Consider the following 23,876-nt stretch of genomic DNA (forward strand, 5'->3'; position numbering starts at 1 on the left):
TGAGTCTCTAGTTAACTGGAAGTTAATCTATTGACTCATTAGACAAGGAGCGGAAGCAACTCTAATTTTACTTGAGTTAACCGAATAGTTATGAAAATACCAGTCCAATTGAAAAATATCGGTGGCACTATTCCCGAAGGTGACATTGCCCTGCAAGTTTCCTATTTTACGAAAACTGACGAGGAGGAACTTCGTCCTCAAAGCGATTTTTATACAGCCCCCGCTTCAGGTGAAATCTCGATCAATTTAGGGTCGAATCTGGCTCGCAATAAGGAGGTGTTTTTTGGTGTTGTTTTTAAGACAAATAATATTCTTGCACAAACGACTACTCCCGCTACCCGTCTAAAGGAAAATGTCCCTGTCACTATAGAGTTTGATTACAACCCTCTTGTTTTATCCGAACCTAATCCTGAAATGATTTCACCCAAACCACAGTTTGTTTATGGACGCTTACTTGAAAAAAATGGCAAGAGAAAATTGGAAGATGTGCAAATAATTTTTGAAGCCAGTCGAGCTCCGGAAGAGCCTTTAGTTCCTATTGCCAGCGTCCGCACGGAAGCCAATGGCTATTTTTTCATTGAATACCCACAAGGAACCTTTACTGCAGCTATAGCGCGCGTCGGGTATGCAGTCAAAGAAAATCTTGTGCCTATTCGATTAGAGGTTGTTCATGTTGATGATGAAAGCACTGCCAATGTTTTTCCTAAAAACGTTATTTTAGTTGTTGAATTACTTGAAAGTGAAGAAATTGCTGACAAAGAAGATTGTGGATGTCAATCCTTAGATATGCATGAGACAAAACGAGTGCTGGAGGAGTATTCTTTTTACAGTCTTGTACGAACGACAGAACCTGAAATTTTAGGCTATGTGTTGGAAGATGACGATGACATCACATTGGATGATATTCTCACTAAACATCCCATCCGCATTTGGGAAATCATTGATCCTATTATCAAACTACCTGCCTTTAGTCATCTGTCGGCGCGGGCTCGAATAAATTTACCAGAAGTTAATGAAAGAAGTAATCGTACAGAGGTAGTCACGAGAGGCAATGGTCGTCGTGCGACTGAAACAACGGCTAATGTTTCTGATGACAATGAGTTGGTGAAAACGCTAAGAACTATAAAAATCAATCGAAATGTATTAGAAAATTTTTTACAGAAAGAAACAAGCATTACCAAAGATAATATTGTTGATCTTATTGAGATGAATGAAAGTCATCGTTTTAGGAAAATGGTAGCACATGCAGAAACAAAACCATTAGGACGCATTATTTTGAATACTGAAAACACAGTGGATTGGGATTTGGAACCTACACTGTATCAAGCTGTTTCTGTAGCACATGGTCATTTGTTGCACTTTAAGTCGGAGTGGATTGCCGATGGCTACTCTTTGGGAGACTTACTTTACAGCTTGCCCTTAGCCCCTGGGCAAAAGAAACAAATTGTTGTTTTTGATTGGGAACGACGAGAATCAGCCACCAATATTCAAGCCTTAGAATATGAGGAAAGTTTGTACAATTCACTAAGTCGCGATAGAGATATCTTTGAAATTACCAAAGGTGTTATCGAGGAAAAGATTTCTGGGAAGTCCAGTGCCACTACAGCCAGTGCAAGCGCTGGCATCGGTGGCGTTATCGGTGGCATGCTTTTTGGCGTCTCTGGCGGTGTTGGACATTCTGGGTCTAGTGCCTCACAAAATAGCCTAAGACAAACTTCTGCGAGTGATTTACAAAAAATAAGAGACAGGATTATGCAATCGGCTAATGCTGTTCGTAGTCAACGCTCTTCAGTCATACAAACAGTTTCACAGGGAGAGCGCTTTGAAGTCTCTTCCGAAACAGTAGCTAATTATAATCATTGTCATGCGGTTACTATTCAATATTTTGAAGTCTTACGCCACTTCAAAGTTCGTCAACGCTTTGCGGAAGCAAGAGAATGTCTCTTTGTTCCTCTGCTGATGAGTCAATTTGAACTGAACAAGCTACTGCGCTGGAAGGAAAGCCTTCATGCAGCACTGCTTAATCCCTCACTATCTAAGGGTTTTGAAGCAGCAGCACGCATTAAAAATAAATGGATTGACAGCAATTTTCCTGCTGGCACTTTCGCTTCTGAAAAGATTCTCAATGCCTCAGGTAACTTTCAAATTAAATTTATTATCCGTAGACCTGAAGATAAATCGGTAGAAGTTGATGACTACTCCAAGCCTATTTATGGTGGGCAAAATATGATTATTGGCTATCAGAAGAAAATGGTTGAAGACATTAATGAAGCAAATTGGCAAAGCCTGACTCCATTTCTAGGGGCCGATACACCTAAAGGTTTTTACGATCATCATTTAAAAAATGCCAAAAATAAAGACGAAGTTTTTCATCGCTTACTGGGAGAAAAAATAGCAACCTCTTTTGTTGGAGCCCTCACCTTTCATGTTGCCGATGAAACTGGTAATGAAATTTCATCAATGAATTTTGATACCACACTTACTTCTCGCTATCGCAAGGAGGGAACACTGAACGTTTCCGTGCGCTTTATGGGACCTTCTCAATTTAGTCGAGATAAGGTGCATTACATTAAAATTCGCTGCGGTACTAACAATATACTACCTGAGTTTTCATCAATAATAGTAACTTCAGGCTTTATCCGCTATAAAACAAGTCATTACGAAGGCTTTTTATGTCGTTATCAGAGTATTTATGATGATTTATCTCCCAGCGATGGAGTTACTCTCTATGCAGGACCAACTGTTGACGAACTGCGCGATCCCCGTAAAGATGATATAGCCCTAATTAATAATTTACTCGATCATCTTAACGATAATCTGGAGTATTATCATAAGGCTATCTGGCTTAGAATGTCTCCAGAAAGACGCTTCTTATTATTAGATGGAATCATTTTACCTGGTAAAGGACTAGGGCGAAGCTTAGCATCTCTTGTAGAAAATGAACTTATTGGCATCGTTGGGAACAGCCTAGTATTTCCCGTTGCCCATGGTTTAAATCTCGATCCAAATTTTGGTACAGCTGATTCATTAACAGATTACTATATGGTAGCAGCAGGTGATCCAATTAGTATTAGTATTCCAACCAAAGGAGTTTACGCAGAAGCGATGATGGGGGCTTGTAATTCCTGTGAAGAAAAAGATGAAAGTCGATTCTGGCGTTGGGAAGAATCTCCTATTCCTGATAGTCCTACCGCCATCAACCCTGTCAGTACAGAAAGTCGTCGCGCAGAACCAGGTAATTTGCAACCCGCAGCGTTTCCAAATCCTATGGTCAATATTCAAAATGCGCCGAACGCTCCTGATCCAACTGGCTTAGGTGCTACCTTATCCTTATTAGGTAAAGGTGATGCATTTAGAGATATTACCGGTCTTTCCCAAAATCAAACCAATGCACTTGAAGCGTTGAAGGCCTCTTACGACGCAACAAAGACTTTTGGACAGGAAGCGGCCAAATTGGAAGTTCAAAAAATGATGGATAAACGCTTGGATAATGCGATTAAGGCAATCAATAGTAATCCCAATTTGGATCCAAAACAAAAGATGGAGCTCACTGAAAAGGCACTGAATGCTTACCTGGGAGCAGGAGCCAATACTAACCAGCCGCCTAAAGATGCCAATGCTGACAAACTTCAAGAAGGCATTAATAAAAATTTGGATAAGGTTAGTAATAGTAAAAGTGGTGAAGTTGCAATTACCAAGCCTGATGGCACTAAAGTTAATACCAAATTTGATGGCGGTGGTACTTCTGGACCAACAATAGAGACGCGAATCGGTAAAGGTGGAATTAGTCCAATAAAACAGGAAAATAGTAATGCATGTTGGGCAACCGTAGCCACCATGATGTTGCGCTGGAAAGATGGTAAAAATTACACCATTGAAGAAGTGCTTGCTAAAGCAGGACCTCAATACCTCAATTATTACAATCAAAAAGCAGGTTTACCCTATACTGAAAAACAAAATTTTATCAGCTCGCTTGGCATGAAAGGTGAACCTCTTGCTAGCTATACCGCACAAAATTACCGCGACTGGCTCATTGAATATGGACCGCTATGGGTAACGACTGATGCTGATGAAACCAAGGGATTTTCTGCTCATGCACTCATTATCACAGGCATAAGTACTGATTTGAAATCGATAGAAATCATTGATCCAAATCAGGGTAAAAAACTGGTGCAATCCTTTGAAGAATTTTCGAATGCATTTAAAGCACTCATTACGGACAGTGATTTACAGCCCACAACACAGGTGGTTCATTTTCTTGAAAAAATAAATGCCAGTGAAGGCGCTGATCCAACTGAAGCCGATATCGTGAAAAATTTGAATGAATACAATCCCGCAAGCTCGGAAACCATCGTAATTAATATGGTAGAATTTAATACAGGTATCTCTGACATAACCAATTATAAAGATTGGAAAACAAACAGTTCAGTTGTTCATAATCGACGTAAAAACGCTTATCGTGATCCTTTTGGTATTAGGCATTTAGTGTTGCATGAAACAGCAGCGGAATCAGGTGATGGCTTTGACGATTCCAACAATGAAACCGCTCATATGTCTGTGAAGCGAGATGCCACTATCCTGCAATTTAATGATTTGGTTGAATTTGAGAATCACGGGTCCGGCATGAACACCACCAGTATTGGTATAGAATTTGTCAACCGTGGATGGCTATCATCTTCTACCAACAATGGCGGTGAAGGTATCCCTGCAAAAGAATCTTCTCTCACTGCCACCCAAAAAGAAACTTACAAGGAAGCAAATGGCTATTTATGGACATTTTGGGGATATGGTTTCAACATTTATCGTGTCCCCCCTTCTCTTGATCAACTTGAAAAAGAGGTGGAGCTTGTAAAATGGTTAACTGTCGATTTACCCACAAAATTGCAATCCATCAGCGGTATCTCCATCTACAATCTTTTCCCTTCTATTGATGATACCTGGCTGCAACTGGTGTCTTATGAAGAAGTAAAAGATGTCTGGACTTTTAAAGCTGCAGACATCCCTGCAGAGGCCGAACGCAATGACAAGAATTTTTTTGTAATGACCACAGGTTATGAATATCTAGAGCCCAATAACCTGAGTGGCAAGAGTGGTATTATTTCTCATAATGCCTTTTATAAAAATCATAATGATGGCTCCTTCCTAACATTGTATACCTGGCTTCGTCTGAAGAAAGACAAAACAAAAACAGAAGCACTAGATATCGCCAAAAAATTAATGAAAAATCACTATATTCATGTTTCTTTAACCAGTAATCAGGATAAGAAAATTATTCTGCTGAAGGTGAATGATACAAATTTAGTCTAAGCCAGGCGAGGGAACTTCGTGAAAATGAGGAGATGCTATTCCTATTACTCCATGATTTAAAAACAGTTTTATAAAGTCGAAATCTTTAAATATCAGAGATATACTGGAAACATGGATAGTAATAGGAATACATTGTTCTATGCCCAAATTGTTTCGAGAGAAAAGTCTGCTTCGGTTAAATAATCCCGAAAAACTTGATAACCTTTTTCGCATTGTTTCCCCATTAAATTGGCTAATTCTTTTAGGTTTGGCAATACTTCTCTTGATGATTGTTGCTTGGTCTATATGGGGTCGTATTGATACCAGGGTATCAGGGAATGGTATTTTAATTAGTGGTGGTCAAAAAATTTATGATGCTATTGCTGAAGATTCAGGACGTCTATTAACTGTTGACGTACAAATCGGCGAGCTGGTCAAAAAAGGCCAACAATTAGCCACACTTAAACTCCCTCTTCTTAATTTAGAATTAGAAAATAAGCAACAACTTCTTGTTACTCTACAAAGACAGCTTAATGATTTACAACAATTTATTCAAAAAGATTTTAAACTTGAGCAGGAAAGAAATGCAGCTCTACAGGCAAATTGGGCAAATGATCTGAAAAATGCCAATCTACATTTAGAATATTTGAGGAAAGCCCTTGAAGAACGCGAAAAACTAGTAGATAAAGTGATATCGAGGCAAGAATTAGCCTTATTAAAAAGTAACTATTTTAAAGAAATACAGGAGCGCGATGAAATCCAAAAGAAAATGACCGATAACCTCATCGAGTTTAAACGGCGTGCAGAAACTAATCAACAACGACTAAATGAGCTTAAAAATCGCATTCTGCAGGCTCAAATGGAGCTTGCACTTATCCAGAAAAAACTTAAAGTACATAGCATTATTGTAAGCCCTGTGGATGGCGAAGTAATTAATATCCTAGGTAAACCAGGTGAAATCGTTCAGGCAGGTAGTAAAATTATGGATATAGAGCCCTATGCAGAAACAGTAGATGCAGCTGTTTATGTACCTGCAGGGATGGGCAAAATTATTCTTCCTGGCATGGTAGCCCATGTTGTACCCAGTACTGTCAAAAAACAAGAGTATGGTAGTATTTTAGGGATTGTTGAAAATGTGGCCAGTTTCCCCAGCACCCATAGCAGCATGATGGCCGTTTTATCCAACGAAAAATTAGTAGAGGATTTTACAAAAGAAGGTCCTCAGCTCTATGTGCGTATTAATTTAATAGAAGCGAACACACCAAGTCATTTTAAATGGACTACCTCAAGAGGGCCTAATATGATTATTACAAATGGTACCCTATGCACTGCCGATATTGTTACCAAAACACAGCCCCCGATTACTTTGGTCATACCAGCGATTAAACAATTTTTAGGACTAGACTAAAGCATCATGTTATTTGACAGATTGATTAATCGAATAAAAAAAACCCCGACCATTCTACAAATAGAAGCTGTCGAATGCGGCGCTGTCGCGCTTGGCATTGTACTAGCTTACTATGGCAAATGGGTTTCCCTTGATGTGCTACGAAATGATTGTGGTGTTTCTCGAGATGGGAGTCGAGCTGACAATATCTTCCGAGCTGCTGAAAAGCATGGAATGGACGTTGAAGCTTACAGTATTGAACCAGAGGAAATCGTTTACTCTCAACTACCTGCAATTATTCATTGGGAATTTAATCATTTTGTTGTTTTAGAAGGAGCAAGCAAGCGTTCCGTTTATATTAATGATCCTGCCTATGGCTCACGTACCCTAAGCTGGGAGGAATTTGATGAAGGCTTTACAGGCGTTATTCTGGAATTAAAACCGGGTGTATCATTTATAAAAGCAGGTCATAAACCTAAAATTTTACCCAGCTTATTTAATCGTTTGCGTCATTCTCAGGCAGCAGTAAGTTTTATCGTGTTAGCTACTTTATCCCTGGCTATTCCAGGGATTGCCATTGCAGCACTTAATAAAATTTTCATCGATGAAGTGTTAGTACAACAACTCACTAACTGGCAGAGACCCGTTCTGTTGGGCTTAATCATTGCGGCAATTTTTAGCGGCCTTTTAACCTGGTATCAACGAATCATGCTTGGGCGCCTTGAAACTAAAATGGCATTGGTTAATGGTTCTGCCTTTTTCTGGCATTTATTGCGTCTCCCGATGTCTTTTTTTACTCAACGCTATCTGGGCGATATTTTTAATCGACTGCAATCCAGTGATGCCATAGCCAATTTAGTTTCCCAGCAGTTTGGCACAAATATAGTTAATTTAATGTTAGCACTGATTTATCTCCTTGTTCTATTCCTGCTTAGCCTACCGCTAACGCTTCTAGTTATATTCACTACTCTTATTAATATTGTAACCCTACTACTCATCGCCAATCGACGTGCCAGTGAAAGTCAACGTCAAACCAAAGCAATTAATGGCTTAATGAGTACTGCTGTAAGCGGACTACAATTGATAGAAACTTACAAAGCCTCAGGTGCTGAAAATGATTTTTTCCGTAAGTTTAGCGGGATGCATGCCAATCATTTACTAGCAGAACAACAATTAGGCTGGACAAGGGATTCTTCATCACTAATCCCTCTAGCGCTGGATTTACTTACCAATACCATTATTTTGGGAGTCGGTGCTTGGTTAACTATTCTTGGAGAAATGACCATTGGCACAGTGATTGGTTTTCAAATTTTGTATCGAGGTTTCATTTCCCCTATAAAAATGTTGGTGATGCTGGCTGGAAAAGTACAGGAAATTTCAGCTGATTTATTCACTATAGAAGATATTACCTCTCATCGATTGGCGCCACGTTATCTTAAGCCACAATCCCGTGAATTTCCCAAACATCATAAATTAACAGGTCATGTCGTTTTTGATAAAGTTACTTTTGGCTATAGCCCTTTAGCTAAACCTCTGTTGACTAATTTTTCATTGGAAATCAAGCCAGGAAAACGAGTAGCACTTGTTGGTAGTTCGGGAAGTGGTAAATCGACTATTGGCAAACTCTTATTAGGCCACTATGAGCCATGGACAGGTAATATATTCATTGACGATAGACCGCTGCAAAGCATCCCTAATGAAATAAAAACGCATTCAATTGCCAGTGTTGATCAAGACATTAACTTGTTTCATGCTACATTAAAAGATAATTTAACTTTATGGAATCCTACCATTGCTGACGAAGAAATTCTCAATGCCTGCAAAGCAGTTTTAATGCATGAAGCCATTGCTGGTGAGCGAGAGCAAGGCTATGAAAGTATGATGAATGAGGGAGGATCCAATTTTAGTGGTGGGCAACGACAGCGTTTGGAAATAGCACGTGCTTTACTGCAAAAACCGAGTATCCTCATATTGGATGAAGCAACTTCAGCACTCGATCCACAAATGGAACAAATTATTGACTCACATTTGCGACAATTAGGCTGCACCCTTTTAATAATCTCCCATCGACTAAGCACTATACGTGACGCAGATGAGATTATTGTGCTGGAAGAAGGCCAAGTCGTTGAGCGAGGAACACACAAAGATTTGTTAGCCATGAAAGGTGCTTATTGGCACTTATTGGCAAGTGAGGCTTAATAATGCATGAGGATAAATCAATTTTTCATTCTTCTGTTCGTGAGTTTGATTTACTTAAGCTGGATTATAACTATCTGATTATCAAAGGCAGCGTTAATCTTTTTTTGGTTCCTACAGAGGGCATCGAATCGGGTAAGCGATATCCCATAGGACGTTGGCAAGCTGGTGAGCTCTTAATTGGGTTAAAATTGAGTAAGATAAATTCAACCTGGCAACTGCTGGCTTCTTGTTCAGTTAATGCTGAACTCAATATGATTGACTGGAAAGACATTAATATTGAAGCGTTGCGTCAATGGCAGCAACATTTTATTGATTATCTGCAAGAGTACCACGTTGATTCTCCCAAGACATTACTGTTAAAAGAACAACAAAACAAATCTACAGCAGCCTTAAAATTTTATAGAAGCATCCATGAATTACTAATCCAGACGACTCATTTGATTCGGCAAACCGAAAAACACCGAGTAATCATAAGGAAAAAAATTGAAAATAGTTTACTCAAACGCGCCTATATGCAAATGCTTTCTACCTTGCAACCCCACACGATTATTGGCAAAGCGGGACGAAAAAATACTTTAACATTTTGTGTCCAACATGTAGCACAATTTTATCAGCTGACAATTCCTGAATTTCTTCACATTAAAACTATTGAAGAAATTACACAGAAAACAGGCATGCAAGTTCGCCAGGTGCAACTTGGCGGAAAATGGTGGCGCAGTGTCACCCATCCCGTTTTGCTCCAAAAACCAAATGAAACAGGTTTTTATTTAGCTCTTCCCAAATTAACTTATGGTCTGATCCTGATTAATCCACTGGAGGGAATAAGAAAAAAACTTACAGCGAAAGAGGCTCAATTTTTTGCATTAACCGCTTGGCAAATATACTGTCCACTACCGCCAAAAAAACTAAAAATTCGAGACTTAATTTCTTTTTCTTTTCAAGGCTGTCGGCGTGACCTCCTACGTTTAGTCATAGTAGGTTCTTTAGCAGCAATCCTTAGTCTTGTCCCTCCGTGGTTTACCGGTGTTTTATTTGAGCAAGTAGTTCCAGCGGGAGATTTTTCACAACTCAAGCAGATTGTTTTAGCTTTAACGGTAGCAGCTCTTTCCGCCAGTCTATTTGAACTTGTTCGTGCAATTACCGTACTTCGAATTGGAAGTAAATTAAATCTTAATCTTGAAATTGCCATTTGGGATCGACTTATCCGTCTTCCTGCTACCTTTTTTCGTGAGTTTACTAGCGGCGATTTAGCTAAAAGAGCAATGGCAGCCAGTAGCGTTCGGCAAATTATGGCTGGAGTAGTAATAAGCTCGCTTCTAAGCGGCGTTTTTTCACTCTTTAGCTTGGTCCTATTATTTTATTATGACAGAGGATTAGCTTTTACTGCCACACTCATAATTCTTCTCATTTGTATGTACACTTTGTTCATTAGCAAACGACAATTTTCCCATTACAAATCGGTCACTGCTATTAGCAGTGAGCTTTCCGGGATGGTCATTCAATTGCTCGGGGCATTGGAAAAATTCAAGCGACAGGCCGCGAAAAAACAGCGTTTTCTTTATGGGCGATAAAAAATAGCCAAATAAAAAATGAAACTTATAAGGCCAATTGGTATAATGCGTTATTATCCAGTTTAAATGCTTTATGGCTACCTTTATTATCTGTAGTCATTTTTGCCCAATTTATTAATCGTGAAAATCCTTTTGGCTTGGGTATTTTTCTGGCATTTAATGCTGCACTTGGCCAATTTGCTGCTGGCATGTTGGCAATGACTGACGCGATTAGCACGGTTATCAATAGTATTCCCATCATGAAGCACTTAACACCTATTATTGAAAATACGCCGGAAATCCATGCCGGAAAACGTGACCCAGGAACTTTAAAAGGAAAATTGGAAGTTGATCAGCTACGATTCGCCTACACTAAAGAACAAATAGTGGTTAAAAATGTATCTTTTTCTATTGAACCTGGACAATATGTTGCTGTAACAGGTCCATCAGGATCAGGAAAGTCCACTCTCCTACGTCTTCTGTTAGGCTTTGAAAAACCTGATCAGGGTAATATTTTCTTTGATGACCATGATATCAAGCAATTAAATATTCAACGAGTTCGTGAGCAATGTGGTGTTGTGCTACAAAACAGTTTTTTAATATCAGGCACGTTATTTGATAATATTGTAGGCTCTGCCCCACTAACTCAGGAAGACGCTTGGTTAGCTGCAGAAAAAGCTGGGTTGGCGGATGATATCCGGAAAATGCCCATGGGAATGCATACTGTGATTTCTGAACGTGGTGGGACATTATCCGGTGGACAACGTCAGCGTGTATTAATAGCAAGAGCTCTTGCTAAAAATCCGCGAATTTTATTTTTCGATGAGGCAACCAGCTCTCTGGATAATCTTACCCAGGCTATTGTTATTGAGAGTTTGGAGAGGTTAAATGTGACACGCCTTGTCATTGCACATCGATTGACTACAATTGAAAAAGCCGATTTAATATTAGTCATGCATCAAGGGGAAATTATTCAATCAGGCTCTTATGCTGACCTAATGAGGGAGGAGGGATTATTTCAAACCATGGCTAAACGCCAATTAGCCATTTAATTCTCTAAAAGAATGATGTACTTTGTGTTATAGTAATTTTCTGGTGTGATCACTTCCAGGAAAGAGCATTATAGTATATGTTGCATATCTTTTAAATTTAATGAAGGAATAGTAAGTTAGGCATGGATGGCTATGTATAAAACCAGAGATTTTGAATTTCCTGATGATTTAGTCCCTCATTTCAATAAAGCTAAACGAGTTGAATGGTGGTCAATTGCCTATCTTGTGTCAATTATCATTCTTGAATTTCTTGTTATGGGTAATATTCAAACCATGAAAACGGTATGGCTTGAAGACATTTTAAGTCTCACAGCGCCAATATCTTTCTTAGTGACCTCAAAAATTTTTGTACGTCCCTCAAGTGCACGTTTTCCCTATGGTTTTCACAATTCAGTAAAAATTGCTTTTTTACTTGGTTCTGCGGCATTAATGGTTATTGGCTTATTTTTATTGATTGATGGATTGCATGTTTTAATCAAACAGACACACCCTACTATCCCTTATATTACCCTTTGGGGCTACACAATCTGGGTCGGTTATCTAATCTTTTTGATTATGCTATATAAAATAGTGGCACCTTTTTTCCTGGGAAGGTTTAAAATTAAATTGGCTAAAATTTTACACGATAAAATATTATATGTGGATGGGCATACTAACCGGGCAGATTGGGTAGCGGCACTAGGGGCCATTTTTGGTGTTATTGGTATCAGTATTGGATGGTGGTGGAGTGATGCCTTAATAGCAATTTTTATTTCCTTAGGTATTATAAAAGATGGTTTTACTAACACAAAAAATGCTGCCTTTACTCTTATGGATGAAACGCCTACAGAAATTGACGGTAAAAAAGAAGATCCCATTATCAATACCACCCTGGACTACTTAAAACAGTTACCTTGGGTAAAAGAAGTAAAGCTTAGGATACGAGAAGATGGACGCGTCTATTTTGGAGAAGCCTTAGTGGTCCCTAAAACAGAAGAGAGTTTACTCATCAACATTGATAAGGCTATAAAGGAAATCCATCAATTGAGCTGGCGCATTCAAGATTTTTTAATTTGTCCTGTGGCAAAATTACCTTTATAAAAAATAAACCTTTCACCATAATAGGTAAAAAAATAACTATTGTGCTTAAAACTCAATACATTGCCCTGCATTTATAATTGGATGAGTTGTAATTATTGCAATCTTATGCCTCAACCAATTAATTGGTTACTTTTTAAAAAACGTACTCCTTTGCTGACTAACTCTTCTTTTATTTTCACAAAGGCGCTATAGCTAAGAGGAGCAGTAGCATCCTCTATTAAAGTACAGTGAAAACCTTCAGCTAACGCATCTTTAATAGTGGCATAAACGCAAATATCTGCGCATAGACCACAAAAAAAGAGCTCATGGGCATCTTTGGCTTTTAAATAACCAGATAAACCTGTACTTTTATAGTGACCGTTATCATAAAAGCCGCTATAACTATCAATTTCAGGCTCTGTTCCTTTTCGAAAGATGGCTTCAATTGGGCGGATTTCCAGCTTGGGATGAAGTTCTGCTCCAGATGTTCCTTGTACACAATGATCAGGCCATAAAGTTTGCTCTATGCCCTGCAAGATAATTTTTTCAAACGGTTTTTTACCTGGATGATTGGAGGCAAAACTTTTATGATTAGCGGGGTGCCAATCCTGGGTGGCCACCACCAGTTCAAAGCTAGGCAGTAGTTGATTTATAACCGGGATAATAGAGTCACTCTGGGGGACAGCAAGACTGCCTCCAGGTAAAAAATCATTTTGTACATCAAGAATAATTAATGTGTTCATAGCCTCTTATACTTTTCTATTAATGCATTACGTTCATCTCTAAGTTGTGAGCTTAACCCAACCTTATAAATATGGGGGTTATCAAATCTTTTATATTCTTCAGGTAGTTGGCTAAATCTCTCTTGGCTATATTGTGCTATATTGGAAAGTGCTGTTGTAGCTACTAACGACTTGCCATTTTCCATTACTTTTTGTAATAGAGGTTGCTTTTTAAAGTTTTGCAGATTTAGAGATCTTGAAACATCAAAAGGATGATGCATTCTGGTAATATTTTTTTCGCCCTCTATAACAATAGCATCTGCCCCAAAGAAAGCTTCTTCCTCATCAAGAATACGAAGAACCTGTTTTTTATTAGGCAAGGTAATTTTATTAATATTTTCGGATAACTTAATGCGTGGTTTATGATTCGCAAAGGCTAATTTGTACACACCGTCCAGTGCTGCATCAGGATGTCCTACAGCCAAATTAGTGCCCACGCCGAAAGCATCAATAGGAGCGCCTTGATCAATTAAACTTTTAATCACATATTCATCCAATTGGTTAGAGGCAATAATTTGCACCTGATGCAGGCCAGCTTCATCAAGCATTTCACGTGCGACCTTGGCCAAATAAGCTAAATCACCGCTGTCCAGTCGAATTCCCTTCAATTGCTGTCCTCTTGCTTGCATTTCTTTGCCAACCGTAATGGCATTAGGGAGTCCACTTTCCAGCGTGTTATAAGTATCCACTAATAAGACACAATCTTCGGGCCAGAAAGTAGCAAAATCGCGAAAGGCCTCTAATTCATTATCATAATGTTGTACAAATGAATGGGCCATTGTTCCTGAAATAGGGAGTTTATAGCTTTGCCCAGCGTAAACATTACTGGTAGCATTAAATCCACCTATAATTGCAGCACGACTTGCATAAAGCCCCCCAGTGCCTTGTGCTCTTCGCAAACCAAATTCAATTAGTTTGCGTTTTCCTGCTATATAGCGCATACGACTGGCCTTTGTTGCAATCAGTGTTTGAAAATTTAATAAATTTAGAAGAACTGTTTCTACAATTTGTGCTTCAATGATAGACGCCTCAATCGTTACAATGGGGCAAACTGGAAAAACTATTTCTCCCTCCCAACAGGAATAGATATTGCCTTTGAAACGAAAATTTTTTAAGTAGGCGAGAAAACCAGCATCAAAACCCTGCTCTTTAAGATAGTCAATTTCTTCTCTTTTAAAGCAAAAATTCTCAAGTAGACTCAATAAGTCATGTAGACCAGCAAAAACGGCATAGCCTCCATTAAAAGGAAGTTTACGAAAAAAATAATCAAATACGGCTTGCTCTTTTGATCCTTTTAAAAAATAAACTTGCGCCATAGTGAGTTGATATTTGTCGGTGTAGTTACCCGTAAGATTGAACATCTTTCAAAATCCTTTGATTTCCGAGGGTACTATTTTGTTGCCATCGGCTCTTTTGACGAAACAAAATGTAATTTTTGCCACCGCGCTGAGCGACTGGTTCTGTCTTTGACATCACCAGCCAGTTGACCGCAAGCAGCATCGATATCATCACCTCGTGTTTTGCGGGTAATGGTATTAATTCCTTTTGCAATGAGTTTATCCCGAAACGCATCGATAGTGGCTTGTGAAGAGCGTTCATATTGTGTCAAAGGAAAGGGATTAAAGGGAATAAGGTTAACCTTCGCAGGCACATCTCTTAGTAATTTAATGAGTTGTTCTGCATGTTCTGGTTGGTCATTTACCCCTTTTAACATCACATATTCAAAAGTAACTTTTCGTTTAGGCTCATTTTTAAAATAAGTTTTGCATAAAGCCATTAATTCAGCGAGAGGATATTTTCTATTTATTGGCACTAACTCATTGCGTAAACTATCATTAGGGGCATGCAAGGAAACGGCTAAGGCAACAGGACTCACCTCGCGCAATTTTTGCAATTCTGGTAACACACCAGAGGTACTTAAAGTGACTCTTCGTTTAGATAAACCGTAAGCAAAATCATCCATCATAATATCCATCGCAGCAACGACATTGTCAAAATTAAGCAGAGGTTCCCCCATCCCCATCATTACCACATTAGTAATTCTTTTGTCATGAATGCCTTGTTGCTGCGATAACTCTCTAACTGCGAGCCATACTTGTCCAATAATTTCTGCTGTACTTAGATTACGATTAAAACCCTGTTTTGCAGTAGAACAGAAGCTACAATTTAATGCACAACCTACTTGAGAGGAAACACATAATGTCCCTCTGTTGGTCTCAGGAATAAAAACAGTTTCTATACAGTTACCACAGTCAAGTTTTAACAACCACTTGTGAGTTCCATCGCTGGATTTCTGACAAGTGACTATTTCTGGCAAGCGAATTTCAGCTATTTGGGCTAGCTTTTCTCTCAGCGCCTTCCCCAGGTTACTCATCTGTGAAAACTCATGAAAACCAACCTGATGAATCCATTGCATCACTTGTTGTGCACGATAAGGCTTTTCACCTAAGTCACTAAAAAAGCTACGCATTTGTTGGTAATTGAAATTCAAAAGGTTGATTTTCTGATTCATTGATACCTCAGCAGTCAATTATCTTTTGCAAATTTCATGAGGCTCAAAGAAAAAGGCAATTTCCTGTGTCGCAGTTTCTGCACTGTCTGAACCATGAACTGCATTCGCATCAATACTGTCTGCAAAATCAGCACGAATTGTCCCTGGCGCAGCTTCTTTGGGATTGGTCGCACCCATCAACTCGCGGTTTTTAGTAATTGCATTTTCGCCTTGTAAAACCTGAATCATCACAGGACCAGAGCTCATGAATGATACCAGATCATTGAAAAAAGAACGCTCCTTATGCACGGCATAAAAACCCTCTGCTTCCTGACGAGTCAATTGCTTCATTTTTGCCGCAACAATGTTTAATCCTGCATTTTCAAAACGGGAATAAATTTGTCCAATCACTGATTTTGCTACTGCATCAGGTTTAATAATAGATAAAGTTAATTCATTTGCCATAACGTACTCCAATTACTTGCGGTTAAAAGCGCTGTATTATACACGAGATGTAAGTTCACTGGCTAATTAATTTTTTTCATGCCAAGTTACTCCATTAACGAGAGCCCCGCCATACTCTTCCTTCATTCCCAAAGCCACACATAGTCCTTACAACAAGCGCTCTTATTCTTGCTCACCAATAGCCGTGTCAAAATGGAGGGATTCACGGTTCTCTTCCGTTTGCACAGGATTAGCGCGATATTCTGGAAGTTGACGAATAAGTTCTGTTATTTTTAAGATTAAATTATAAAATTGCGTGCGAAAATTTCGCAGAGCAGAGGTCATCGCAGCTATTTTATCAATAAACTCATGCAATAAAGAGTCTGTTTCTGACATAAAATTTCGCAGTGTGGCAATTTGCTCAACAAATAGTTGCCTTAATTCCTCAGAAAGTTTTTGTTGAACAATTTTTTCAACACGAACCCACCCCTCTTCGTTTAAAGCTACATCTGATCCCTTACTGACATCCTGCGTAATTAATAAAATATTAATGGCTTGAATAACGACATTTTCATTTACAGAGATTTGCTGCAATTGCAAGGCGTTTTTAATTTTTTTTGCTGCTTGTAATAAAATTTTCTGCCATTCTTCAACCTGTTTTATAAGATGTTTTTGACTATCAGCGATTAGACGAGTATGCACTAACTCCTTCTCATGAAATTCCTCACCCAATTTTATTAGTACTTGACGCTCTTTTTCCAAATCCTCTCGTGTGTATCCCCCAGGAGAATCTGCACTTTTGCTTGATTCCCCTGACAATAAATAATCAACGAATAATTTTTGAGCGTACACCTGGTAATCATGAGCTTGTTGTAAAATAATGCCGTTTAATACATTTTTTAAAGGGACACGCACTAATTGGTGATAGAAAGTATTAGGGTTTTTTATGACACTAATTAAATCCTCTTGCTGAAGCCGAATATTATACCGCTCCATTATCCGTTCAACCGTGACCAAACCATAAGTTGATAACCACTCCGATAAGTCATTCTCTACTTCTGCTTTCTCTACACTCATTGCTCATCCAATATGATTTTGTAACAGTCTGTGATATAAAACGCACTATTTTTAAATAGTATAGTGTAACTTATCATGCTAAGCCCAATTGTCAGTGATTTGCAAATTTTAATTGATTTTCTTCGTGTTCCCACCCCCAACACGTGGTTAGAAGCAGCAGCAGAGAATTTACCTCTCCTTTTAATTGATCATGCCCATTGTGAGCGCAAAGCTGCAGCAACTGCCGTAAACTTTATAAGCAAATATCCAGAAAAGAAGGAATTGGTGGCAGTCATGTCACCGCTGGCTCGAGAAGAATTATTACATTTTGAAAAGGTCATCGACCTCATGAACCAACGTGAAATTAATTTTGGGCCATTACAACCCTCCAATTATGCTCAGAAAATGCATCAGCATGTTACTAAAGGAGGATGCAAGGAGCGTTTAAGTGATCAGTTAATTGTGGGAGCAATCATCGAAGCCCGTTCGTGCGAGCGTTTTCATTCCCTACTGTCAGTATTGAATGATCCTCAGTTGGAAAAATTTTATGCGTCTTTGGTGAAATCAGAATCCCGTCATTTTCAGAATTATTTACGCCTCGCAAAACTGTACGGAGGTGATATTGAGAAGCGTGTTAATTTTTTTCTGCTGATTGAAAATCAATTAATCGTTTCAGAAGACCAGGTATTCCGCTTTCACAGCGGAATACCCTTATCAAATCATCCTGAAAGCGACATAGTCACTTAAAGATTTTCTGGTGAGAACGCTCAGGGACCAGCTACTATTGGAGTACTTTTCTCCTCCAAAGTCATAGCAAATCTATCCGTTAAATAACGATGCAGACCATTGGTAGGATCTTTTTTCAGATTGTCAAAAACAGCTTTGTCAGTCACTAATTGGCCCGTTGTGTTATTTTTTAAAGTAAAACCTGCATCTGGGTTAGCACGATCGACTTGCAGGGTGTAATCATTGTCGTGGGCCCAGGCTGACAGTGCTGCATCAAAATATTTCTTTTCTTCAGGAGTAATTATGTTCTTATCGGCCGTAACTCCTGTTTTAATATGTCCAGTGTCATCCATGGTCACACTATAACTTATATCCGGTTGCGCTTTGCCATCTCTACTTATGTTTAAACTATCGCTATTGGATTTATCCCAAGAAATATTAGGCATGGCATCATTACCCATGGATAAATAAAGATACTCGTTAAAAGTCCGTAGGTAAGAGACAATGCTATTCATACCAGTAGCCCACTCCACAAATGCTTCTGAACGGCCATCAATCATTTTTTTAATGTCTTCTTCTACTTTTCTGCGCGCCTCATTCACTTCTGCAGAAGTTTGACGCTCATGTTTCATGGCATCATTTCTTGCTTTCATTTCCTTTGTAGCTTCTATATATTTTTGTTCATCAGATTGTTGCCTACGCTGAAACATAGCCTCACTAAATTTATCTATAGGCTCTTGCTTAGTTTTTGGACTCGGCATTAGACTGTCTCCCCTGAAAATCGCACAAAATTGAAACCATTTGTCTTATTATAACAAAGTAATTGAGGATTATTGTCCCAATCACTTAAAACATATTGGCTGTATTTATTTTTATTATACTCATAATTTCTTAAGCCAGGCTTATGCGTGTGGCCATGAATCAAAATATTTATATTCTGCGTTTGCATATGATTAAGCATCGTTGTTTCTACCACATTCATGTCTGATATACTTTTGCTCTTATTATTTTGACTGTGTTGCCTTACCTTATTGACCAGTCGCTGACGTAGTGACAGGGGTAAATGTAAGAACAGCTGAATAAACCAACGATTTCTTGTTAGTCTTCTAAACCATTGATGCGTGCGATCATTCGTACAATACCTGTCCCCATGGACCAACATTACTTTTGTATGCAATGAAATAATAGCTGGCTCCGCAAGAATCTCCATTCCAGCCATTTTTGCAAATCGCGTACCTACTAAAAAATCACGGTTTCCATGGAGATAATAAATCTTTACCTTTTGTTGAGAAAGCCAATATAATCGTTGCGCAATTGCCCGACTCCATGGCTCAAGTCCATCGTCACCTGCCCAGGCATGGAAAAAATCACCCAAAATATAAAGAACTCTGGTATTAGCAGCCGCCCAATCAATAAATGCATTAAATCGAGCATTTATTTGTGCTTCATTGGGATGCAAATGTAAATCAGAAATAAAAACAGCATCTAACATAAAGGTTCTATCTGAATATGATCGTCTTGTAAATAGATTTGACAAGGTCCAGCGTGCGGCTCGATAGCATCACTTAACCGATAAAAGCCGGCGATTGAAACCAACTCCGCTTCGAGAGACTGGCAAAAAATTCGCGCTTGTTTATCGCCAGAGATTCCTGCCAATGCCCTGCCTCGTAAGGCACCATAGACATGAATATTACCATCAGCAAGTAACTCAGCACCATGACTGACCGCTGCAGTAATCACTAAATCACCACCTTTACTCACCACTTGCTGTCCAGAACGGACTGGCGTTGTAAGTAATTTGGTTTTAATGGGTTCAACGATTGTCTCTTGGTCTTCAAATAATGGTTTATCATGTGTTGAAGAAGCATTTAATACCGCTAATCCTTGACATTGAGCCAACGTTGCTAAAAAAGGATCAGCACCCTGAACAGCAACAGGCAGGAGATGATTCTCACGCATGCATTGACAAAATGATTGCAAATCAATTTCCCCCTCTTCAAGTGCGCTGCAATCCAATACCACAGGGGTTCTATCAAAAAGACGTGGCGCTTTTGCAACAATCTCAACCAATTGCTGCTCAAAAAGAGACCGATCACGGCTCAATAATTGCAATACGGTAAAGGTATATAAACGGCCTTTAAGTTTAAAAGCCTGTGATTTCAATAAATTATCCGCCATAATCTCGATATCCATCACCCTGATTTTTGTTTATACTACCATGAGGGGATTAATAACAGAAGGATATAAACGTGGATAAAGTTTGGTTTGAACATTACCAAAAGGGCGTTCCTTATGATGTTGATATTAACGAATACCCATCTATTGTTGCTTTATTTGAAGAGTCTTGCCGTAAGTATGCATCCCGGGTTGCCTATGTCAATCTTGGTAGCTCATTAACCTATGCAGAGCTTGATAAAAAGAGTGCTCAGTTTGCTACTTATCTACAACAATTAGGTTTAAAAAAAGGGGCTCGCGTTGCGATTATGATGCCTAATCTACTGCAATATCCCATTGCTCTTTTTGGAATTTTAAGAGCCGGCTATATTGTCGTTAATACGAACCCTCTGTATACCAGTGATGAAGTGGCTCACCAGATGGACGACTCGGGCGCAGAAGCAATTATTGTATTGGCCAATTTTGCTAAAACAGTCGAAAAAGCACTGCCCCATACAAAAATTAAACATATAGTTATCACGCAAATTGGTGATATATTTCCCACAGTAAAAAAAATGCTAGTCAATGCCGTTGTTAAATATATTAAAAAGATGGTTCCTGCTTATCATATTCCTCATGCTATTAGCTTTAATGAAGCATTAAAGCAAGGTGAAGTAGGTCATTTGGAACCTGTACATGTTGATCATCAATCTATCGCTTTTCTGCAATATACCGGTGGAACAACAGGGATATCCAAAGGCGCGATTTTAACGCATGGAAATATGATTGCTAATGTATTGCAGGCATCCTCCTGGATAGCTCCTCTCTTAAAAGACGGTCAAGATACCATTGTAACAGCCCTTCCCCTTTATCATATTTTTTCACTGACAGCCAATTGTTTAACTTTTATAAGAGCAGGAGCTAAAAATATATTAATTACTAACCCACGTGATATAGCCCATTTTATTTCGGAAATTAAAAACAGTGGTTTTACCGCTATCACTGGTGTAAACACATTATTTAATGCATTGCTAAATCATCCAAAACTGCAGGAAATTGATTTTTCTAAATTAAAACTCGCCCTTTCTGGAGGTATGGCTTTACAGAAAAGTGTCGCTTTGAAATGGAAGGAGAAAACCAAAACAAGAGTTCTTGAGGCCTATGGTTTAACCGAAACAAGTCCAGCTGTAACCATCAATCCTATGTATCTTGAAGATTATAATGGCAGCATTGGGCTACCCCTACCTTCTACAGATATCGCCATTCGCGATAATGCAGGTAACGATGTTCCATTAGGTGAAGCTGGTGAATTATGTGTCAAAGGCCCACAGGTGATGGCAGGTTATTGGCAGCGACCTGACGAAACAGCTTTGGTTTTCACCTCTGATGGGTTTTTAAAGACAGGCGATATAGCGCGAATGGATGAAAAAGGTTATGTCTATCTTGTTGATCGTAAAAAAGACATGATTGATGTGTCTGGATTTAATGTTTATCCTAATGAGGTTGAACAAGTTATTAGTATGCACCCAGGTATCCTTGAAGTAGGTGTTGTTGGTGTTTTTGATGAAGAATCCGGGGAACGTGTTAAAGCCTGTATTGTTAAGCGTGATCCGAATGTAACCGCAGAGGAAATCATTGCTCACTGCCGAGAACATCTAACGGGCTACAAAATTCCCAAAATTGTCGAATTTTATGACGAATTGCCAAAAACAAATGTAGGAAAGATACTAAGACGCGCTCTTAAAACAGAAGAAGCTACAGCGGCTTAAATTCATTGTCCTAATCTGAAAGTTGGGCCTTGGCCCAACTTTTCATTTACTCTTTTAAATTACTTTATTCTTTGTATCACAAAGCTGCTTCATAATTCGAGCAGTAGCTCCCCATACCACATGGGAACAGGCCGTATATAAGCAACTTTTAAATTCAATTCCACCCCTATTTACCGTAATCTCCTGATAGTGTTCTAACTTTCTCACATCCTGTAATGGTACATTAAAAACATCAAGAACCTCTTCAGAATTAGCGGAATAAGGTTCTAATGCTTCAATAGTAGCGAACCAGGGATAAATAAGAAAACCACTTAGGGTAAGTTCTGGACTCATCAACCGGGGTGATTTTATCCGTGAGGAAGCAATGGCTAATTCTTCCTGTAGTTCACGAAGCGCTGTCGCAAGCAAATCTTTGTCACCTTCTTGCCAACGTCCGCCAGGAAAACAGACTTCACCGGGATGATTTTTTAACGTTAAGCTTCGTCGAGTGAGAATTAACGAATCATTGGATAAATTGTGAAGCACCAATACGGAAGCTACTCGATGTAAAGCAGTGTGATCAGGTGCTTTGAAGTCCATGTAGAATTGCTGCTATCTTGGTTAAACATTCACAGTATTCATCTTCCCAGTCAGAGTCAATAACTATTCCACCGCCGGCTGCCAAATGCAAAATATTGTTTCGAGCAATAACTGTACGGATAGCAATATTGCTATCAAAGCGACCATGGTATGAAAAATAGGCAATACTTCCACAATAAACTCCCCGAGCATACAGTTCATTTTCTGCAATAACACGCATAGATTCAAGCTTGGGCGCACCTGTGATAGATCCTCCGGGAAAACAGGCTTCAAACGCTTGTAAAGGTGATACTTCCGCTTTACGCTTTGCTTCAATATGACTTACTAAATGATGAATTGCAGGATAACTTTGAATTTCACACAAGGATGGAACTGAAACAGATCCAGAATGCGCAATTTTGCCTAAGTCATTGCGTAATAGATCCACTATCATAACGTTTTCAGCGCGATTTTTACTACTTTCTGCTAATTTTTTACGTAACAACTCATCTACAATAAGATCACTTGATCGTTTCTCAGATCCCTTAATAGGGGAAGCTAATAATAAATCATTATCCTGCAATAAAAAACGTTCAGGTGAAAAACTTAAAATATCTCCCTCTTCAGTCCTTAGAAACGCCGAATAAGGCACAGGATTTTTCAATCTGACCCTCTTGTACATTTCCCAGGCATCTCCCTCATAGGAAGCATTAAAAGGCTGGGTATAATTGACTTGATAACAGCGCCCTTCCTGTAAACTTTTATAGATTGCTTTAAAGGCATCATAATAAGCTGACTGAGTAATTAGCGGTTTAAACTCTTCCTTTAAGCTAAACATTTTATGTTTAACTTCATTTAATTCCCAAAGTGATAAAATTTCTTTGATCATCGCAGGAGTTTCTGGCTGAGTGTTGGCCGAAAATAAGCTAACTTTTTTTCGTGCATGATCTGCAATAATTGCCCAATCATACAGGCCAACATTAGCCAATGGCATTTCTTTCAGATTAGGTTGAGGCTGCGAATAAATTTCAAAAGAACGTGCTCCTAAATCATAAGACCAGTATCCAATTGCTCCTCCCTGAAATGGCAAATCAACAACAGACTCTCGAAAAGGCACCGCTTCCTGCATCTGTTTAAAGATTAAACTTGTACAAGAATCCTGTTTTAATTTGAATTGACGGTAAGGATAAGCACTCAAAATATCATAGCGACCCTGGCATTTATCGCTACTTTCAAGTAATACAAAGCCGGGTAATGCTATTAAATTTTGATAGTTTTTAAGTAAATCCTCAGAATATTGCAGATTAAATGTTGTAAAACTCATCACCAGGGGACCTTTTTGTACAATTTTTTAGAAAAAATC

The 23,876-nt window shown here is 38.8% G+C and carries 19 protein-coding genes; 8 read left to right on the plus strand and 11 right to left on the minus strand.

From position 1 onward, the window contains the following. The first annotated feature begins 90 nt into the window (after positions 1 to 90). From clem_RS06830 to clem_RS06845, 4 genes are all read left to right on the plus strand, one after another. A complete protein-coding gene (locus clem_RS06830; RefSeq protein WP_094090946.1) occupies positions 91 to 5,307 on the plus strand; it encodes a papain-like cysteine protease family protein in 5,217 nt (1,738 codons plus the stop codon). 139 nt (positions 5,308 to 5,446) lie between these two features. Then, a complete protein-coding gene (locus clem_RS06835; RefSeq protein WP_094090947.1) occupies positions 5,447 to 6,694 on the plus strand; it encodes an NHLP bacteriocin system secretion protein in 1,248 nt (415 codons plus the stop codon). A gap of 6 nt (positions 6,695 to 6,700) precedes the next feature. Beyond that, entirely contained in the window at positions 6,701 to 8,872 is a 2,172-nt protein-coding gene (locus tag clem_RS06840) for an NHLP family bacteriocin export ABC transporter peptidase/permease/ATPase subunit (protein WP_094090948.1), read from the plus strand. Between the two features lie 2 nt (positions 8,873 to 8,874). Then, positions 8,875 to 10,443 (plus strand): ABC transporter transmembrane domain-containing protein, encoded by a 1,569-nt coding sequence (locus clem_RS06845; RefSeq protein ID WP_094090949.1) that lies wholly within the window; start codon positions 8,875 to 8,877, stop codon positions 10,441 to 10,443. Positions 10,444 to 10,468: 25 nt separating this feature from the next. Here the strand turns inward: clem_RS06845 and clem_RS14795 are convergent, their stop codons facing one another. Then, positions 10,469 to 10,684: a hypothetical protein gene (locus clem_RS14795; RefSeq protein ID WP_157698194.1), complete on the minus strand. Its 216-nt coding sequence runs from the start codon at positions 10,682 to 10,684 to the stop codon at positions 10,469 to 10,471. Between clem_RS14795 and clem_RS06850 the strand changes: the two genes are divergently transcribed. Together clem_RS06850 and clem_RS06855 are read left to right on the plus strand one after the other, a co-directional pair. Beyond that, complete coding sequence (locus clem_RS06850) at positions 10,683 to 11,474, plus strand: ATP-binding cassette domain-containing protein (RefSeq protein ID WP_157698195.1); 792 nt, start codon at positions 10,683 to 10,685, stop codon at positions 11,472 to 11,474. The two genes, clem_RS14795 and clem_RS06850, sit on opposite strands and share 2 nt — an antisense overlap. A gap of 132 nt (positions 11,475 to 11,606) precedes the next feature. After that, positions 11,607 to 12,554 carry a cation diffusion facilitator family transporter gene (locus tag clem_RS06855; RefSeq protein WP_157698196.1) on the plus strand — a complete coding sequence of 316 codons (948 nt, stop codon included), beginning with the start codon at positions 11,607 to 11,609 and terminating at the stop codon, positions 12,552 to 12,554. A 110-nt stretch (positions 12,555 to 12,664) separates the two neighbouring features. Here clem_RS06855 and pncA read toward each other — a convergent pair whose 3' ends face one another. The 5 genes from pncA to clem_RS06880 all read right to left on the minus strand — a co-directional run bounded on the left by pncA (position 12,665) and on the right by clem_RS06880 (position 17,327). Beyond that, positions 12,665 to 13,276: a bifunctional nicotinamidase/pyrazinamidase gene (pncA, locus tag clem_RS06860; RefSeq protein WP_094090952.1), complete on the minus strand. Its 612-nt coding sequence runs from the start codon at positions 13,274 to 13,276 to the stop codon at positions 12,665 to 12,667. Next, positions 13,273 to 14,676 carry a nicotinate phosphoribosyltransferase gene (locus clem_RS06865; RefSeq protein ID WP_094090953.1) on the minus strand — a complete coding sequence of 468 codons (1,404 nt, stop codon included), beginning with the start codon at positions 14,674 to 14,676 and terminating at the stop codon, positions 13,273 to 13,275. Before clem_RS06865 ends, pncA begins: the two co-directional genes overlap by 4 nt. 29 nt (positions 14,677 to 14,705) lie before the next feature. Beyond that, complete coding sequence (gene rlmN / locus clem_RS06870) at positions 14,706 to 15,827, minus strand: 23S rRNA (adenine(2503)-C(2))-methyltransferase RlmN (protein WP_094090954.1); 1,122 nt, start codon at positions 15,825 to 15,827, stop codon at positions 14,706 to 14,708. A gap of 18 nt (positions 15,828 to 15,845) precedes the next feature. Next, complete coding sequence (ndk, locus tag clem_RS06875; protein WP_094090955.1) at positions 15,846 to 16,271, minus strand: nucleoside-diphosphate kinase; 426 nt, start codon at positions 16,269 to 16,271, stop codon at positions 15,846 to 15,848. 162 nt (positions 16,272 to 16,433) lie between these two features. Further along, on the minus strand, positions 16,434 to 17,327 hold the full coding sequence (locus tag clem_RS06880) for a hypothetical protein (protein WP_094090956.1): 894 nt from the start codon (positions 17,325 to 17,327) through the stop codon (positions 16,434 to 16,436). Between the two features lie 75 nt (positions 17,328 to 17,402). Between clem_RS06880 and miaE the strand changes: the two genes are divergently transcribed. Continuing rightward, entirely contained in the window at positions 17,403 to 18,053 is a 651-nt protein-coding gene (miaE, locus tag clem_RS06885) for a tRNA-(ms[2]io[6]A)-hydroxylase (RefSeq protein ID WP_094090957.1), read from the plus strand. A gap of 20 nt (positions 18,054 to 18,073) precedes the next feature. Here the strand turns inward: miaE and clem_RS06890 are convergent, their stop codons facing one another. The 3 genes from clem_RS06890 to minC are packed head-to-tail and all read right to left on the minus strand — an operon-like array spanning position 18,074 to position 20,210. Beyond that, positions 18,074 to 18,793 (minus strand): hypothetical protein, encoded by a 720-nt coding sequence (locus clem_RS06890; protein WP_094090958.1) that lies wholly within the window; start codon positions 18,791 to 18,793, stop codon positions 18,074 to 18,076. Further along, a complete protein-coding gene (locus clem_RS06895) occupies positions 18,793 to 19,524 on the minus strand; it encodes a UDP-2,3-diacylglucosamine diphosphatase (RefSeq protein WP_094090959.1) in 732 nt (243 codons plus the stop codon). The genes clem_RS06890 and clem_RS06895 overlap by 1 nt, the downstream gene beginning before the upstream one ends. After that, a complete protein-coding gene (gene minC, locus clem_RS06900; protein WP_094090960.1) occupies positions 19,518 to 20,210 on the minus strand; it encodes a septum site-determining protein MinC in 693 nt (230 codons plus the stop codon). Before minC ends, clem_RS06895 begins: the two co-directional genes overlap by 7 nt. Before the next feature lie 71 nt (positions 20,211 to 20,281). Here minC and clem_RS06905 point away from each other — a divergent pair, with 71 nt between their 5' ends. After that, the gene (locus tag clem_RS06905) at positions 20,282 to 21,955 is read left to right on the plus strand and encodes an AMP-binding protein (RefSeq protein ID WP_094090961.1); all 1,674 of its coding nucleotides are present in this window, start codon (positions 20,282 to 20,284) and stop codon (positions 21,953 to 21,955) included. Positions 21,956 to 22,009: 54 nt separating this feature from the next. Here clem_RS06905 and clem_RS06910 read toward each other — a convergent pair whose 3' ends face one another. Both clem_RS06910 and pabB read right to left on the minus strand, forming a co-directional pair. Further along, positions 22,010 to 22,534, minus strand: coding sequence for an NUDIX hydrolase (locus tag clem_RS06910; protein WP_094090962.1), 525 nt, complete (start codon positions 22,532 to 22,534; stop codon positions 22,010 to 22,012). Beyond that, entirely contained in the window at positions 22,515 to 23,840 is a 1,326-nt protein-coding gene (pabB, locus tag clem_RS06915; protein WP_408606884.1) for an aminodeoxychorismate synthase component I, read from the minus strand. Before pabB ends, clem_RS06910 begins: the two co-directional genes overlap by 20 nt. Positions 23,841 to 23,876 lie beyond the last annotated feature (36 nt).

Source organism: Legionella clemsonensis, assembly GCF_002240035.1.
Lineage (GTDB): Bacteria > Pseudomonadota > Gammaproteobacteria > Legionellales > Legionellaceae > Tatlockia > Tatlockia clemsonensis.